Below are 14,591 nucleotides of genomic sequence, written 5' to 3' on the forward strand. Positions count from 1 at the left end.
TTCTAAGTTTCTGGACAGGATCACTATGCCGGCTTCATTCGTTCACCTGCGCCTGCACACTGAATACTCCCTGGTCGACGGCCTGGTACGGATCAAACCCCTGGTCAAAACCCTGGTGGGCATGAATATGCCCGCGGTGGCGGTTACCGATCAGAACAACATGTGCTCCCTGGTCAAGTTCTACAAGAACGCCATGGGCGCTGGTATCAAGCCGATCTGCGGCGCCGACCTGTGGCTGTCCAACAAAGACCCGGATAACCCCCTGAGCCGCATCAGCCTGTTGGCGATGAATGGCGTGGGTTATCGCAACCTCACCGAATTGATCTCCCGCGGCTTTATCGACGGTCAGCGCAACGGCTCGATCATCATCGAGCGTGAGTGGGTAGCCGAAGCCAGCGAGGGCTTGATCATGCTCTCGGCGGCCAAAGAGGGCGAAATCGGTATCGCGCTGCTTGGCGGCAACCCGCAGGAAGCTGAAGTGCTGGCCCGCGAGTGGATGGCTGTCTTCCCCGACCGTTTCTACCTGGAAGTCCAGCGTACCAACCGCCCCAACGATGAAGAGCATCTGCACGCCGCCGTGGCGCTGGCCGATAAGCTGGGGGCACCGTTGGTGGCGACCAACGATGTGCGCTTTATCAAGAAGGAAGATTTCGAAGCCCACGAAACCCGTGTGTGCATCGGTGAAGGCCGGGCCCTGGATGACCCGCGTCGCTCGAAGAACTACAGCGAAGAGCAGTACCTCAAGAGCGCCGAGGAAATGGCCGAGCTGTTCAGCGACCTGCCCGAGGCCCTGGAAAACTCCGTCGAGATTGCCAAGCGCTGCAATATCGAGGTGAAGCTGGGCAAGCACTTCCTGCCCAACTTCCCGATTCCCGATGGCATGACCATCGACGAATACTTCCGCAAAGTCTCGTTCGATGGGCTTGAGGAGCGGCTCTCGGTCCTGTTGCCCAAGGACACCACCGAAGATTACGAAGCCAAGCGCCAGGTCTACGTCGACCGCCTGAATTTCGAGCTGGATATCATCATCCAGATGGGGTTCCCCGGTTACTTCCTGATCGTGATGGACTTTATCCAGTGGGCCAAGAACAACGGCGTGCCGGTAGGTCCGGGCCGGGGGTCAGGTGCCGGCTCGCTGGTGGCCTATGTGCAGAAGATCACCGACCTCGATCCGTTGGAGTATGACCTGCTGTTCGAGCGGTTCCTCAACCCGGAACGGGTCTCCATGCCCGACTTCGACGTCGACTTCTGCATGGACGGTCGCGACCGCGTGATCGAGTACGTGGCCGAAAAATACGGCCGCAACGCGGTCAGCCAGATCATCACCTTCGGTTCGATGGCCGCCAAGGCGGTAATCCGCGACGTTGCGCGGGTACAGGGCAAGTCCTACGGCCTGGCGGATCGCCTGTCCAAGATGATCCCGTTCGAAGTCGGCATGACCCTGGAAAAAGCCTACGAACAGGAAGAAATCCTGCGCGACTTCATCAAGGTCGATGAAGAGGCTGCCGAAATCTGGGAAATGGCGCGCAAGCTCGAAGGCGTCGTCCGTAACGTCGGTAAGCACGCCGGTGGTGTGGTGATCGCACCGACCAAGCTGACCGACTTTTCGCCGATCTATTGCGATGAAGAAGGCGGCGGCCTGGTCACCCAGTTCGACAAGGACGACGTCGAGGCTGCCGGCCTGGTGAAGTTCGACTTCCTCGGCCTGCGAACCCTGACGATCATCGACTGGGCGCTCAAGACCATCAACCGTGACCGTGCCAAGGTCGGTGAAGAACCGCTGGATATCGCGTTTATCCCGTTGGACGACAAACCGACCTATTCACTGCTGCAAAAAGCCGAAACCACGGCGGTATTCCAGCTGGAATCCCGTGGCATGAAGGAGCTGATCAAAAAGCTCAAGCCCGACTGCCTGGAAGACTTGATCGCACTGGTCGCCCTGTTCCGTCCGGGCCCGCTGCAATCGGGCATGGTGGATGACTTCATCAACCGTAAGCACGGTCGCGCCGAACTGGCCTACCCGCACTCCGACTACCAGTACGAAGGCCTCAAGCCGGTATTGGCGCCGACGTACGGCATCATCCTGTATCAGGAACAGGTGATGCAGATCGCCCAGGTGATGGCCGGCTACACCCTGGGTGGTGCGGACATGCTGCGTCGCGCCATGGGTAAGAAAAAACCCGAGGAAATGGCCAAGCAGCGCGGTGGTTTCATTGAAGGTTGCGCCACCAACAATATCGACGCGGACCTGGCCGGTAACATCTTCGACCTGGTGGAAAAATTCGCCGGTTACGGTTTTAACAAATCCCACTCCGCCGCCTACGGCCTGGTCTCATACCAGACCGCCTGGCTGAAAGCCCACTACCCGGCGCCCTTCATGGCGGCGGTACTCTCGGCGGATATGCACAACACCGACAAGGTCGTGACCTTGATCGAGGAAGTGCGCACCATGAAGCTGCGTCTCGACGCGCCGGACGTGAACGCCTCGGAGTTCAAGTTCACGGTCAACGACGAGGGCCGTATCATCTATGGCCTGGGCGCGATCAAGGGCGTCGGCGAAGGCCCGGTGGAAGCCATTACCGAAGCGCGCCAAGACGGCCCGTTCAAGGACCTGTTCGACTTCTGTGCCCGGGTCGACCTCAAGCGCATCAATAAACGTACCCTCGATGGCTTAATCCGCAGCGGCGCACTCGACCGTCTTGGCCCGTACTTCCATGATGAGCCGAAGGCCTACCAGGCCAATATCGACCGTAACCGCGCGGTGCTGTTGACCGCCATGGAAGAAGCGATCAAGGCCGCCGAGCAGACCGCCCGTACCCACGACAGCGGCCACGCCGACCTGTTTGGCGGGCTGTTCGTCGAAGAAGACGCGGATGTCTATGCCAACCATCGCAAGGCCAAGGAGCTGACCCTCAAGGAGCGCCTCAAGGGTGAAAAAGACACCCTGGGCCTGTACTTGACCGGTCACCCGATTGACGAATACGAAGGTGAAATCCGTCGTTTCGCCCGTCAGCGCATCATCGACCTGAAACCGGCGCGCGACACCCAGACCGTCGCCGGCATGATCATCGCGCTGCGCGTGATGAAAAATAAAAAGGGCGACAAGATGGGCTTTATCACCCTCGACGACCGCTCGGGCCGGATCGAAGCATCGCTGTTTGCCGATGCCTTCCACTCCGCCCAGTCGCTGTTGCAGACCGACGCCATGGTGGTGGTGGAAGGGGAGGTCAGCAACGATGACTTCTCCGGTGGCCTGCGCCTGCGGATCAAGCGGGTGATGAGCATGGAGGATGCGCGCACCAACCTGGCCGAAAGCCTGCGCCTGAAGGTGAAAACCGAGGCTCTCAAGGGCGATCAGCTACGCTGGTTGGGTGACCTGCTAAAACGTCACCGTGGCGCGTGCCCGGTGACCATGGAGTACACCGGTAACGACGCGAAGGCGATGTTGCAGTTCGGCGAGACCTGGCGAATTGATCCCGCCGATGGCTTGATTCAAGCTTTGCGTGACCAGTTTGGGCGAGACAACGTCTTCCTCCAATACCGTTGATGGCTCGGTAGATAGCCAGTTGCTGGCAATGAGCCTGATTGACGAAACATTTAATCTCGACCTAGACGCGCCTCTCCCTTAAGGTAGGGCGCGAATAGATAACCGGCTGGCCAGGCACCCCTTGGCCGTCGACCCAAGACGGACGCTTATGAACCCGAATTTTCTTGATTTCGAACAGCCGATCGCTGACCTGCAAGCCAAGATCGAAGAACTGCGCCTGGTCGGCAATGACAATTCGCTGAATATCGGCGATGAGATCGCTCGCCTGCAAGACAAGAGCAGCACGCTCACCGAAGACATCTTCGGCAAGCTGACCAGCTGGCAGATCGCGCGCCTGGCCCGCCACCCGCGCCGTCCCTACACCCTGGACTACATTCAGCACATCTTTACCGAATTCGACGAGCTGCATGGCGACCGCCACTTCTCCGACGACGCGGCCATCGTGGGCGGTATCGCCCGCCTGGACGGCCAGCCGGTGATGGTGATCGGTCACCAGAAAGGCCGTGAAGTGCGCGAGAAAGTGCGTCGCAACTTCGGTATGCCGCGTCCGGAGGGCTACCGCAAGGCCTGCCGCCTGATGGAAATGGCTGAACGCTTCAAGATGCCGATCCTGACCTTCATCGACACCCCGGGTGCCTACCCGGGTATTGACGCTGAAGAGCGCAACCAGAGTGAAGCGATCGCCTGGAACCTGCGGGTCATGGCCCGCCTGAAAACCCCGATCATTGCCACTGTGATTGGTGAAGGCGGTTCCGGCGGTGCGCTGGCCATTGGTGTCTGCGATCAGCTGAACATGCTGCAATATTCGACCTACGCGGTGATCTCGCCAGAAGGTTGCGCGTCGATCCTGTGGAAAACCGCCGAGAAAGCGCCGGACGCCGCTGAAGCGATGGGCATTACCGCTGATCGCCTCAAGGGCCTGGGGATTGTCGACAAAGTGATCGCCGAGCCATTGGGCGGTGCTCACCGTGACCCAGTTGCCGCTGCCGCGACCATCCGCGCCGAGCTGGGCTCGCAACTGGCGATGCTCAAGAAGCTGGATAACGAAGCGCTGCTGGCCCGTCGTTACGAGCGTTTGATGAGCTACGGTCTCTAAGACCGCCGCAATACCAACATGTGGGAGGGGGCTTGCCTCCGATTGCAGAGTGTCAGTCAATGTATCCAGTGACTGACTCACCGCTATCGGGGCAAGCCCTCTCCCACATTTGCTTTGTGTATGCTTGGCGAATGTATTCCAGATCAGAGGCGGTAACCTGTTATGAAGCCGGCTCTGCCCGCCAGACTCTTGCAAGCCCTGGCACCCTGGCGCAACGCTCCGGCCTGGCATATCGCATTCTCCGGTGGCCTTGATTCCACTGTCCTGCTGCACCTTTTGGCCACCCTGGCAAAATCCGAAACATTGCCGCCCCTCAACGCTATCCATGTCCACCATGGCCTGCAGGCTGTCGCCGGCGCCTGGCCAATTCATTGCCAGTCGGTGTGCGACAGCCTGGGCGTACCCTTGCGGGTCATGCGCGTGCAGGTGCAGTCCGGCGCCAGCCTTGAGCGTGCCGCCCGTGAGGCGCGTTACCAGGCGTTTACCGAGGTGACTGGGGTGGGGGAGGTGGTACTCACCGGCCAACATCGCGATGATCAAGCCGAAACGCTGCTGTTTCGCCTGCTGCGCGGCGCGGGGGTGCGAGGGCTTGCCGCAATGCCTGCGCATCGCCCGTTGGCAGGTGGTTATCTGGTGCGGCCATTGTTGGATGTCTCGCGCGCCGAGTTGGAAGCCTATGCCAGTGATCATCAGCTCAAGTGGATTGACGATCCTTCCAACGCCGACCCACGCTTCTCCCGTAATTACCTGCGTCACCGCGTGATCCCAACGCTGACCGAACGTTGGCCTCAAGCCGTCTCCAATCTGGCCCGCACGGCCGAACACCTCAGTGAAGCCCAGGCGTTGCTGGGCGAGTTGGCCTGCATGGACCTGCACGCCGCCGATCAGCCTTCAGCGTTTCCTTGGCTGGTTTTGCCGTCATTGGACCTCGGCCCACTGCGCGAACTTTCCGATGCCCGCCAGCGCAATGCCCTGCGCCACTGGCTGACACCGCTGACGCGCTTGCCAGACAGCGACCACTGGGCAAGTTGGTTCTCTCTGCGAGATGCCAAGGCCGACGCTCAGCCCCTTTGGCGCCTGGCCGACGGTGAATTACACCGTTGCGGCGAGCGCATTTGGTGGCTGCCCTCCACTTGGTCGGATTTTTCCGACGCATCGGTGAGCTGGTCGCTGCCGCAAAACCCGCTGGTGTTACCCGGCAATGGGAGGCTGGAATTTATCGGCAAGGCGCCCGACGGTCCTCTGGAGGTCCGTTATCGCCGCGGCGGTGAAATGCTTGAGGTGCCGGGGCGTGGCCGGCGTGACTTGAAGCGTCTGCTTAACGAAAGCGGGCTGCCAGGCTTTGTCCGTGGCAGATTGCCGCTGCTGTACCAGGGCGAGCAATTGCTGGGTGTGCCCAGCCTCGCGGGGCTCTGGCCAGTACCGAGTGATAGCTGGCAATTGCACTGGATGCCACAGACCTGCGATCAAGGTTTGAGCTGATAGAGCCTTTCCGGTAGACTACGCTCCCTTCTTGATACAACTTCTGTGGATTCGCCTGAATCGCAGCAGTTGCCGATTACCAAGCAGTCTTTGCTGGGCGATTCCAAAAAATGTGTAGCGATCAACGTACCGGTGTTTCATTGCTGGTCTGTCACCACGCGGCGGTTTTTTTGAAAGGTGCACTGTGATTAATGCAGGTGATCGGGGGCTTCGGCCTTCCTTCGCTTTCCCCGGCGGCTCGGACCGCTTTAACGCAGACTTCTAGGGTTTTTCATGACGCGCTACATATTCGTCACGGGCGGTGTTGTTTCTTCATTGGGGAAAGGCATTGCCTCCGCTTCATTGGCGGCCATCCTGGAGGCGCGGGGACTTAAGGTCACCATGCTCAAGCTGGACCCATACATCAACGTTGACCCGGGCACCATGAGCCCGTTCCAGCACGGTGAAGTGTTCGTCACCCACGACGGCGCCGAGACCGACCTGGACCTGGGCCACTACGAGCGGTTCATCCGCACGACCATGACCCAGAACAACAACTTCACCACCGGCCGTGTCTACGAACACGTGCTGCGCAAGGAGCGTCGTGGTGACTACCTGGGGGCAACCATCCAGGTGATCCCGCACATCACCGACGAAATCAAGCGCCGTATCATCAAGGGTGCGGGCGATGCCGACGTGGCGATGGTCGAGATCGGTGGCACCGTGGGTGACATCGAATCCCAACCGTTCCTCGAAGCCATCCGCCAGTTGCGTTTCGAAGTCGGCGCCAAGCGCGCGATGCTGATGCACCTGACCCTGGTGCCGTACATCGCCACCGCGGGCGAGACCAAAACCAAGCCAACCCAGCACTCGGTCAAGGAACTGCGTTCCATCGGCTTGCAGCCTGACGTGCTGGTGTGCCGCTCCGATCACCCGATCGATATCTCCTCGCGTCGCAAGATCGCGCAGTTCACCAACGTTGAAGAACGTGCGGTGATTGCCCTGGAAGACGCCGACACCATCTACAAGATCCCAGGCATCCTGCATTCCCAGGGCCTGGACGATTTTGTGGTCGAACGTTTCGGCCTGCAATGCAGCGGTGCTGACCTGTCCGAGTGGGAAGCCGTGGTCGACGCCAAGCTCAACCCTGAGCACGAAGTCACCATCGCCATGGTCGGCAAGTACATGGAGCTGCTGGATGCGTACAAGTCGCTGATCGAAGCGATGAGCCACGCCGGCATCAGTAACCGTACCAAGGTCAACCTGCGCTATATCGATTCCGAAGACATCGAGAACCAAGGCACCGCGCTGCTCGAAGGCGTTGATGCGATCCTCGTTCCCGGCGGTTTCGGCCTGCGTGGCGTGGAAGGCAAGATCACCGCCGTGCAGTACGCTCGTGAGAACAAGGTGCCGTACCTGGGGATCTGCCTGGGCATGCAGGTGGCCGTTATCGAGTTCGCCCGTAACGTGCTGGGCTGGAAAGACGCCAACTCCACCGAGTTCGATCACTCCAGCGGCCACCCGGTCGTGGGTCTGATCACCGAGTGGGAAGACGCCACCGGCGCCGTTGAAACCCGTACCGAAACCTCTGACCTGGGCGGCACCATGCGCCTTGGCGCACAGGACTGCCTGCTGGAAGCGGGTTCGTTGGTTCACGACTGCTACGGCAAGGATGTGATCGTCGAGCGTCACCGTCATCGCTACGAAGTGAACAACAACCTGCTGCCGCAGATCAAAGCCGCCGGCCTGAAAATCTCCGGTCGCTCGGGTGATGGCAAGCTGGTTGAAGTGGTCGAGGCGCCGGATCATCCGTGGTTCGTGGCCTGCCAGTTCCACCCTGAGTTCACCTCGACACCGCGCGACGGTCACCCGTTGTTCAGCGGTTTCGTCAAAGCAGCACTGACGCAACATCAGAAGAAGGCGTAAACCTGATGGCCCAGAAGATCATTCGCGTTGGCGATATCGAGATTGCCAACGACAAGCCCATGGTGCTGTTCGGCGGCATGAACGTGCTGGAAAGCCGCGACATGGCGATGCAGGTCTGTGAAGAGTACGTAAAGGTGACCCAGAAACTGGGTATCCCTTACGTGTTCAAGGCCAGCTTCGATAAGGCCAACCGCTCGTCCGTGACCTCCTACCGGGGCCCGGGCCTTGAAGAAGGCATGCGGATCTTCCAGGACATCAAGCAAGCCTTCGGCGTACCGATCATCACCGACGTCCACGAGCCTGAACAGGCTGCCGTGGTCGCCGAGGTGTGTGACATCATCCAGTTGCCGGCCTTCCTGTCGCGCCAGACCGACCTCGTGGTCGCCATGGCCAGGACCGGCGCGGTGATCAATATCAAGAAAGCCCAGTTCCTCGCGCCTCAGGAGATGAAACACATCCTGAACAAGTGCGTGGAAGCGGGTAACGACCAGTTGATCCTCTGTGAGCGCGGTTCGAGCTTCGGCTACAACAACCTCGTGGTGGACATGCTCGGTTTCGGCATCATGAAACAGTTTGAATACCCGGTGTTCTTCGACGTGACCCATGCGCTGCAAATGCCAGGTGGCCGCGCCGATTCCGCGGGTGGGCGTCGTGCCCAGGTATTGGACCTGGCCAAGGCGGGCATCAGCCAGTCCCTGGCCGGGCTGTTCCTGGAAGCCCACCCCGACCCGGACAACGCCAAGTGCGACGGCCCCTGCGCCCTGCGCCTGGACAAGCTGGAGCCATTCCTGGCCCAACTCAAGCAGTTGGACGAACTGGTCAAGAGTTTTCCGACGGTAGAGACCGCGTAAGCGCCATTTCTCCGTGTAGGAGCCGAGCTTGCTCGCGATGGGGCCCGATAGGGCACTATTACTGGCAAGTTTGTTCCAAGTCTTGCAATGTGCGCCACAAGTTAAATCGAGCGGTATAGAGCGTTTTCGTCAACTTTGGAGTGTTTACAACAATGGCAAAAATCGTCGACATCAAAGGTCGTGAAGTTCTCGACTCCCGTGGCAACCCCACCGTCGAAGCCGACGTGCTTCTCGATAACGGCATCATCGGCAGCGCCTGCGCGCCGTCCGGTGCTTCCACCGGTTCGCGCGAAGCGCTGGAACTGCGTGATGGCGACAAGAGCCGTTACCTGGGCAAAGGTGTACTGAAAGCGGTAGCCAACATCAACGGCCCGATCCGTGACCTGTTGCTGGGCAAGGACCCGCTGGACCAGAAAGCCCTGGACCACGCGATGATCAAGCTCGACGGCACTGAAAACAAAGGCAGCCTGGGCGCCAACGCCATCCTCGCCGTGTCCCTGGCCGCTGCCAAGGCCGCCGCCCAGGACCAGGACCTGCCGTTGTACGCCCACATCGCCAACCTCAACGGTACTCCAGGCGTGTACTCCATGCCGGTGCCGATGATGAACATCATCAACGGCGGCGAGCACGCGGATAACAACGTTGATATCCAGGAATTCATGGTGCAGCCGGTTGGCGCCAAGACCTTCTCCGAAGGCCTGCGCATGGGCACCGAGATTTTCCATCACCTCAAGGCTGTACTGAAGGCCCGTGGCCTGAGCACGGCGGTGGGTGACGAAGGTGGTTTCGCACCGAACCTGGCGTCCAACGAAGATGCACTCAAAGTGATCTCCGAAGCCGTGGCCAACGCAGGCTACAAGCTGGGCACCGACGTGACCCTGGCCCTGGACTGCGCGGCCAGTGAGTTCTATGAAGACGGCAAGTACAACCTGTCCGGCGAAGGCCAGGTGTTCAACTCCGAAGGTTTCGCTGAATACCTGAAGGGCCTGACCCAGCGCTACCCGATCATCTCGATCGAAGACGGCCTGGACGAGTCCGACTGGGATGGCTGGAAAATCCTCACCGACAAGATCGGCGAGAAAATCCAGCTGGTGGGCGACGACCTGTTCGTGACCAACACCAAGATCCTGAAAGAAGGCATCGACAAGAAGATCGCCAACTCGATCCTGATCAAGTTCAACCAGATCGGCACCCTGACCGAAACCCTGGAAGCCATCCAGATGGCCAAGGCTGCGGGCTACACCGCCGTGATCTCCCACCGCTCCGGCGAAACCGAAGACTCGACCATTGCCGACCTGGCCGTGGGCACCTCGGCGGGCCAGATCAAGACCGGTTCCCTGTGCCGTTCCGACCGCGTGTCCAAGTACAACCAATTGCTGCGTATCGAAGAGCAACTGGCAGGTAAAGCCAAGTACAACGGTCGCGGTGAGTTTCGCGGCTGATCAGTAAATGGTAAAAAGTCTTCGGGTTGCGTCGGAAAGATCACGACAGTGTGAATTTCAACGCTAATCTGGTGGCTATCAAGCACAAGCCTGGTTCTTCCAGGCTTCGTGCTATCAGTTGCTGCAAAAGTTTTGCATGGCGGTCTTTTTTCACTGGATACCCGATATTCGATGCGCAGTCCCAATTGGTTGTTCCTCGTCTTGCTCTTGTTGCTGGCTGGCCTGCAGTACCGCCTATGGGTGGGTAATGGCAGCTTTGCGCAGGTAAAAGACCTGACCCAGCAAATTGCCGACCAGCACGCCGAAAATGAACGCCTGCTGGAGCGTAATCGCGTGCTCGATGCCGAAGTGCTTGAGCTGAAAAAAGGCACGGAGACCGTTGAAGAGCGGGCTCGTCATGAATTGGGCATGGTCAAGGAGGGCGAAACCCTCTACCAGTTGGCCCAATGAACAACTGCTTGCCGGCCTTCTGGGCCGTGATTCCTGCCGCGGGCGTCGGTGCCCGTATGGCCGCGGACCGTCCCAAGCAATATCTGCAATTGGGCGGGCGCACTATTCTCGAACACAGCCTTGGCTGTTTTCTCGACCACCCATCGCTCAAGGGCCTGGTGGTCAGTCTTGCGGTTGATGACCCTTATTGGCCCAACCTGGCGTGTGCAGTCGACCCGCGTATTCATCGCGCGGACGGTGGTTCTGAGCGCTCGGGTTCGGTACTCAATGCACTGCTGCACCTCAATGCCCTGGGCGCCAGCGATGACGATTGGGTACTGGTGCACGATGCCGCGCGGCCCAACCTGAGCCGTGATGATCTCGACAAACTGCTGGGCGAGCTCGCGGACGATCCGGTGGGTGGCTTACTCGCCGTGCCAGCCCGCGACACCCTCAAGCGCGTGGATAAGCATGGCCGTGTGGTGGAAACCGTCGACCGCAGCCTGATCTGGCAAGCCTATACGCCACAGATGTTCCGTCTGGGGGCCTTGCACCGTGCGTTGGCTGACAGCCTGGTCGCCGATGCGCTGATCACCGACGAAGCCTCGGCCATGGAATGGTCCGGCCAGGCGCCGCGCCTGATCGAAGGGCGCTCGGACAATATCAAGGTGACCCGGCCGGAAGACCTGGAGTGGCTGCGGTTGCGGTGGATGAATCGCTCACTGTAGGAGCGAGCTTGCTCGCGAAAAACGCCAACGATAACGCAGGATGCCTGGATTAACGCGGCGCTCTCAGGATTTTCGCGAGCAAGCTCGCTCCTACAGGGTTTTGCTAAGCCTCTACGCTGTACTCCGGCCGCTCGGCCAGCCCCTCCTTCAAGAAATCCACCAGCTTCCTGACCTTCGGCGACAAATGCCGCTGCTGTGGATACAGCGCCCACACCGCCGTATTCGGCGGTTGATGCGCCTCCAGCAACGACACCAGCGCGCCGCTGTGCAGATGCTCCAGCACGTAATAATCCGGCAGTTGGCACAGCCCCGCCCCTTGCAGCGCCGCATCCAGCACTGCCTGGCCACTGTTGCAGCGCCAGTTGCCCTGCACGCGTTGGGAAAATTCCCGCCCATCCTGGGCCAGTTGCCAGATATCCGAGCTGCCAATCAGGCAGTTATGCCGACTCAATTCCGACAGGCTATGTGGCCGACCATACCGCGCCAGGTAAGACGGCGACGCGCACAGGTACATACGCCTCGGGGCCAGCCGGCTGGCGACCATGCGTGAGTCTTGCAGGCGTCCCAGGCGGATCGCCAGGTCAAGGCCCTCGTGCACCAGGTCCAGTTGCCGATTGCTCAATTCGATATCCACCCGCAGTTGCGGATAGAGCGCCATGAACCGTGTCACCAGCGGCACGATAAAGCGTTCGCCATAGGCCACGGCGCACGTCATGCGCAGCATGCCCTTGGGTTCGCTACCCAGGTCGCCGACCGCGCGCAGGGCTTCTTCGCGACCGTCCTGCAAGCGCTGGCAATGTTGCAGGAAGGTCTGGCCGGCTTCGGTCAGGGTGACCTTGCGCGTGCTGCGGTACAGCAACCGCGTTTGCAGGCGTTCTTCCAGGCGCGCCACTTGCCGGCTGATATGGGACGAGGACACCCCCAGTCGCTCGGCTGCCGCAGTGAATTGGCTGCATTCAGCGACGGCGACGAACTCATCGATGCCTTCCCAGCGGTTCTCCAGCATGGTGATTGTCCCTGTACAGCAATAAAGTTTTGCTTTCGCTTGGATTATTAATCAGCGGAGCATGTTTTACACTCACCGTCTAAGTTTTTAACTCCCAGGAGAAACCCGGATGATCAAGTCCCGTGCCGCCGTGGCCTTCGAAGCCAAGAAACCCCTTGAGATCGTTGAAGTGGATGTCGCCATGCCCAAGGCCGGCGAAGTGCTGTTGCGCGTGGTCGCGTCCGGCGTTTGCCATACCGATGCCTACACCCTGTCGGGGGCCGACCCTGAAGGCATTTTCCCGTCGATCCTGGGGCACGAAGGTGGCGCGGTGGTTGAAGCCATCGGCGAGGGCGTCACCTCGGTCGCGGTCGGCGATCACGTGATCCCGCTGTACACCCCGGAATGCGGCAAATGCAAATTCTGCCTCTCGGGCAAGACCAACCTGTGCCAGGCCATCCGTTCGACCCAGGGCAAGGGCCTGATGCCCGATGGCACCACGCGTTTTTCCTACAAGGGCCAGCCGATTTTCCACTACATGGGCACCTCGACCTTCTCGGAGTACACCGTGCTGCCGGAAATTTCCGTGGCCAAGATTCCTAAAGAAGCACCGCTGGAAAAAGTTTGCCTGCTCGGTTGCGGCGTCACCACCGGCATTGGCGCGGTGATCAACACCGCCAAGGTCAAGCCGGGCGACACCGTGGCCATTTTCGGCCTGGGCGGTATTGGCCTGTCAGCGGTGATTGGTGCGGTAAAGGCCAAGGCCGGTCGTATCATTGCCATCGACATCAACCCCGCCAAATTCGAAATCGCCAAGCAATTGGGCGCCACCGACTGCATCAACCCGAAAGACTATGACCGCCCGATCCAGGACGTGATTGTCGATTTGACGGACGGCGGCGTGGACTTTTCCTTCGAGTGCATCGGCAATGTACAGCTGATGCGTGCCGCCCTTGAGTGCTGTCATAAAGGCTGGGGCGAGTCGGTGATCATCGGCGTGGCCGGTGCCGGCCAGGAAATTTCCACGCGTCCATTCCAGCTGGTGACCGGGCGCGTCTGGCGCGGTTCGGCCTTCGGTGGCGTGCGCGGTCGGACGGAATTGCCAAGCTACGTGGAAATGGCGCAGACCGGCGAGATCCCGCTGGACACGTTCATCACCCATACCATGGGCCTGGAAGACATCAACAAAGCGTTTGACCTGATGCATGAAGGCAAGAGCATTCGTACCGTCATCCACTTCTGAGGTCGGCCATGAGTCTGGAAAACCTGTCGTGCCAGAAAAGCTTCGGTGGCTGGCATAAACGCTACAAGCATCACTCCGATGTGCTCGGTTGCGACATGACCTTCGCCGTCTACCTGCCGCCGCAGGCGGAGCAGGGCGGCAAGCTGCCGGTGCTGTATTGGTTGTCTGGATTGACCTGCACCGATGAGAACTTCATGCAGAAAGCCGGCGCCCAGCGCATGGCGGCCGAGCTGGGGCTGATCATCGTTGCGCCCGACACCAGCCCTCGTGGCCCTGGGGTGCCGGGTGATCCGGACAACGCCTGGGATTTCGGCCTGGGCGCCGGCTTCTATCTGAATGCCACCCAGGAACCCTGGGCCAAGCACTATCGGATGCATGACTACGTGGTGGAGGAATTGCCCGCATTGGTTGAAACGCATTTCCCGGCTTCGGGCAAGCGCGGGATCAGCGGTCACTCCATGGGTGGCCACGGTGCGCTGGTGTGCGCCTTGCGCAACCCCGGGCGGTACCTGTCGGTGTCGGCGTTTTCGCCGATCAACAACCCAATGGATTGTCCGTGGGGGCAGAAAGCCTTTTCCCGCTACCTGGGCGAAGATCGCTCCAAGTGGCGCGAATGGGATGCCTGCGTACTGATCAGCGAAGCCTCGGAAAAGCTGCCTCTGCTGGTTGACCAGGGCGACCGCGACGACTTCCTCGAGGTGCAGCTCAAGCCTGAGGCCTTGATGCAGGCGGCGAAAGCGGCCAGCCACCCGCTCGAACTACGCCTGCAGCCCGGCTATGACCACAGCTACTTCTTTATCGCCAGCTTCATCGAAGATCATTTGCGACATCATGGTCGTGCTTTGCTCGGTTAATGTGAGGCAAAAGTAGGTAGAATCACGCC

At 60.1% G+C, this 14,591-nt stretch carries 11 protein-coding genes; 10 read left to right on the top strand and 1 reads right to left on the bottom strand.

The features are described from left to right. The first annotated feature begins 25 nt into the window (after window positions 1-25). The 8 genes from dnaE to ispD all read left to right on the top strand — a co-directional run bounded on the left by dnaE (window position 26) and on the right by ispD (window position 11,480). Window positions 26-3,547 (top strand): DNA polymerase III subunit alpha, encoded by a 3,522-nt coding sequence (gene dnaE, locus ACODSV_RS08255; protein WP_069075391.1) that lies wholly within the window; start codon window positions 26-28, stop codon window positions 3,545-3,547. A 148-nt stretch (window positions 3,548-3,695) separates the two neighbouring features. After that, window positions 3,696-4,643, top strand: a complete 948-nt coding sequence (accA, locus tag ACODSV_RS08260) for an acetyl-CoA carboxylase carboxyl transferase subunit alpha (protein ID WP_024073837.1) — start codon at window positions 3,696-3,698, stop codon at window positions 4,641-4,643. 162 nt (window positions 4,644-4,805) lie between these two features. Then, entirely contained in the window at window positions 4,806-6,125 is a 1,320-nt protein-coding gene (tilS, locus tag ACODSV_RS08265; protein WP_150053707.1) for a tRNA lysidine(34) synthetase TilS, read from the top strand. A gap of 273 nt (window positions 6,126-6,398) precedes the next feature. Beyond that, window positions 6,399-8,030 carry a CTP synthase gene (gene pyrG, locus ACODSV_RS08270; RefSeq protein ID WP_024073839.1) on the top strand — a complete coding sequence of 544 codons (1,632 nt, stop codon included), beginning with the start codon at window positions 6,399-6,401 and terminating at the stop codon, window positions 8,028-8,030. A gap of 5 nt (window positions 8,031-8,035) precedes the next feature. Continuing rightward, window positions 8,036-8,881 carry a 3-deoxy-8-phosphooctulonate synthase gene (gene kdsA / locus ACODSV_RS08275; RefSeq protein WP_024073840.1) on the top strand — a complete coding sequence of 282 codons (846 nt, stop codon included), beginning with the start codon at window positions 8,036-8,038 and terminating at the stop codon, window positions 8,879-8,881. Between the two features lie 152 nt (window positions 8,882-9,033). Next, on the top strand, window positions 9,034-10,323 hold the full coding sequence (gene eno / locus ACODSV_RS08280; protein WP_024073841.1) for a phosphopyruvate hydratase: 1,290 nt from the start codon (window positions 9,034-9,036) through the stop codon (window positions 10,321-10,323). Between the two features lie 171 nt (window positions 10,324-10,494). Next, window positions 10,495-10,773 carry a cell division protein FtsB gene (gene ftsB, locus ACODSV_RS08285; protein ID WP_003172294.1) on the top strand — a complete coding sequence of 93 codons (279 nt, stop codon included), beginning with the start codon at window positions 10,495-10,497 and terminating at the stop codon, window positions 10,771-10,773. Beyond that, window positions 10,770-11,480: a 2-C-methyl-D-erythritol 4-phosphate cytidylyltransferase gene (ispD, locus tag ACODSV_RS08290; protein WP_150053708.1), complete on the top strand. Its 711-nt coding sequence runs from the start codon at window positions 10,770-10,772 to the stop codon at window positions 11,478-11,480. The genes ftsB and ispD overlap by 4 nt, the downstream gene beginning before the upstream one ends. A gap of 103 nt (window positions 11,481-11,583) precedes the next feature. On the opposite strand, the gene ACODSV_RS08295 is transcribed toward ispD, so the two are convergent. Next, window positions 11,584-12,486 carry a LysR family transcriptional regulator gene (locus ACODSV_RS08295; protein WP_069075389.1) on the bottom strand — a complete coding sequence of 301 codons (903 nt, stop codon included), beginning with the start codon at window positions 12,484-12,486 and terminating at the stop codon, window positions 11,584-11,586. 109 nt (window positions 12,487-12,595) lie between these two features. On the opposite strand from ACODSV_RS08295, the gene ACODSV_RS08300 reads away from it, so the two are divergent. Together ACODSV_RS08300 and fghA are read left to right on the top strand one after the other, a co-directional pair. Next, window positions 12,596-13,708 carry an S-(hydroxymethyl)glutathione dehydrogenase/class III alcohol dehydrogenase gene (locus ACODSV_RS08300; RefSeq protein WP_017137160.1) on the top strand — a complete coding sequence of 371 codons (1,113 nt, stop codon included), beginning with the start codon at window positions 12,596-12,598 and terminating at the stop codon, window positions 13,706-13,708. A gap of 8 nt (window positions 13,709-13,716) precedes the next feature. Continuing rightward, entirely contained in the window at window positions 13,717-14,562 is an 846-nt protein-coding gene (fghA, locus tag ACODSV_RS08305) for an S-formylglutathione hydrolase (RefSeq protein ID WP_150054407.1), read from the top strand. Window positions 14,563-14,591: the final 29 nt, after the last annotated feature.

This window comes from Pseudomonas sp. FG86 (assembly GCF_057808775.1).

What these genes read in the sequence shown, in the direction of transcription:
- dnaE (WP_069075391.1), top strand. Translation starts at nt 26, where the DNA reads ATGCCGGCTTCATTCGTTCACCTGCGCCTGCACACTGAATACTCCCTG.
- accA (WP_024073837.1), top strand. Translation starts at nt 3,696, where the DNA reads ATGAACCCGAATTTTCTTGATTTCGAACAGCCGATCGCTGACCTGCAA.
- tilS (WP_150053707.1), top strand. Translation starts at nt 4,806, where the DNA reads ATGAAGCCGGCTCTGCCCGCCAGACTCTTGCAAGCCCTGGCACCCTGG.
- pyrG (WP_024073839.1), top strand. Translation starts at nt 6,399, where the DNA reads ATGACGCGCTACATATTCGTCACGGGCGGTGTTGTTTCTTCATTGGGG.
- kdsA (WP_024073840.1), top strand. Translation starts at nt 8,036, where the DNA reads ATGGCCCAGAAGATCATTCGCGTTGGCGATATCGAGATTGCCAACGAC.
- eno (WP_024073841.1), top strand. Translation starts at nt 9,034, where the DNA reads ATGGCAAAAATCGTCGACATCAAAGGTCGTGAAGTTCTCGACTCCCGT.
- ftsB (WP_003172294.1), top strand. Translation starts at nt 10,495, where the DNA reads ATGCGCAGTCCCAATTGGTTGTTCCTCGTCTTGCTCTTGTTGCTGGCT.
- ispD (WP_150053708.1), top strand. Translation starts at nt 10,770, where the DNA reads ATGAACAACTGCTTGCCGGCCTTCTGGGCCGTGATTCCTGCCGCGGGC.
- ACODSV_RS08295 (WP_069075389.1), bottom strand. Translation starts at nt 12,486, where the DNA reads ATGCTGGAGAACCGCTGGGAAGGCATCGATGAGTTCGTCGCCGTCGCT.
- ACODSV_RS08300 (WP_017137160.1), top strand. Translation starts at nt 12,596, where the DNA reads ATGATCAAGTCCCGTGCCGCCGTGGCCTTCGAAGCCAAGAAACCCCTT.
- fghA (WP_150054407.1), top strand. Translation starts at nt 13,717, where the DNA reads ATGAGTCTGGAAAACCTGTCGTGCCAGAAAAGCTTCGGTGGCTGGCAT.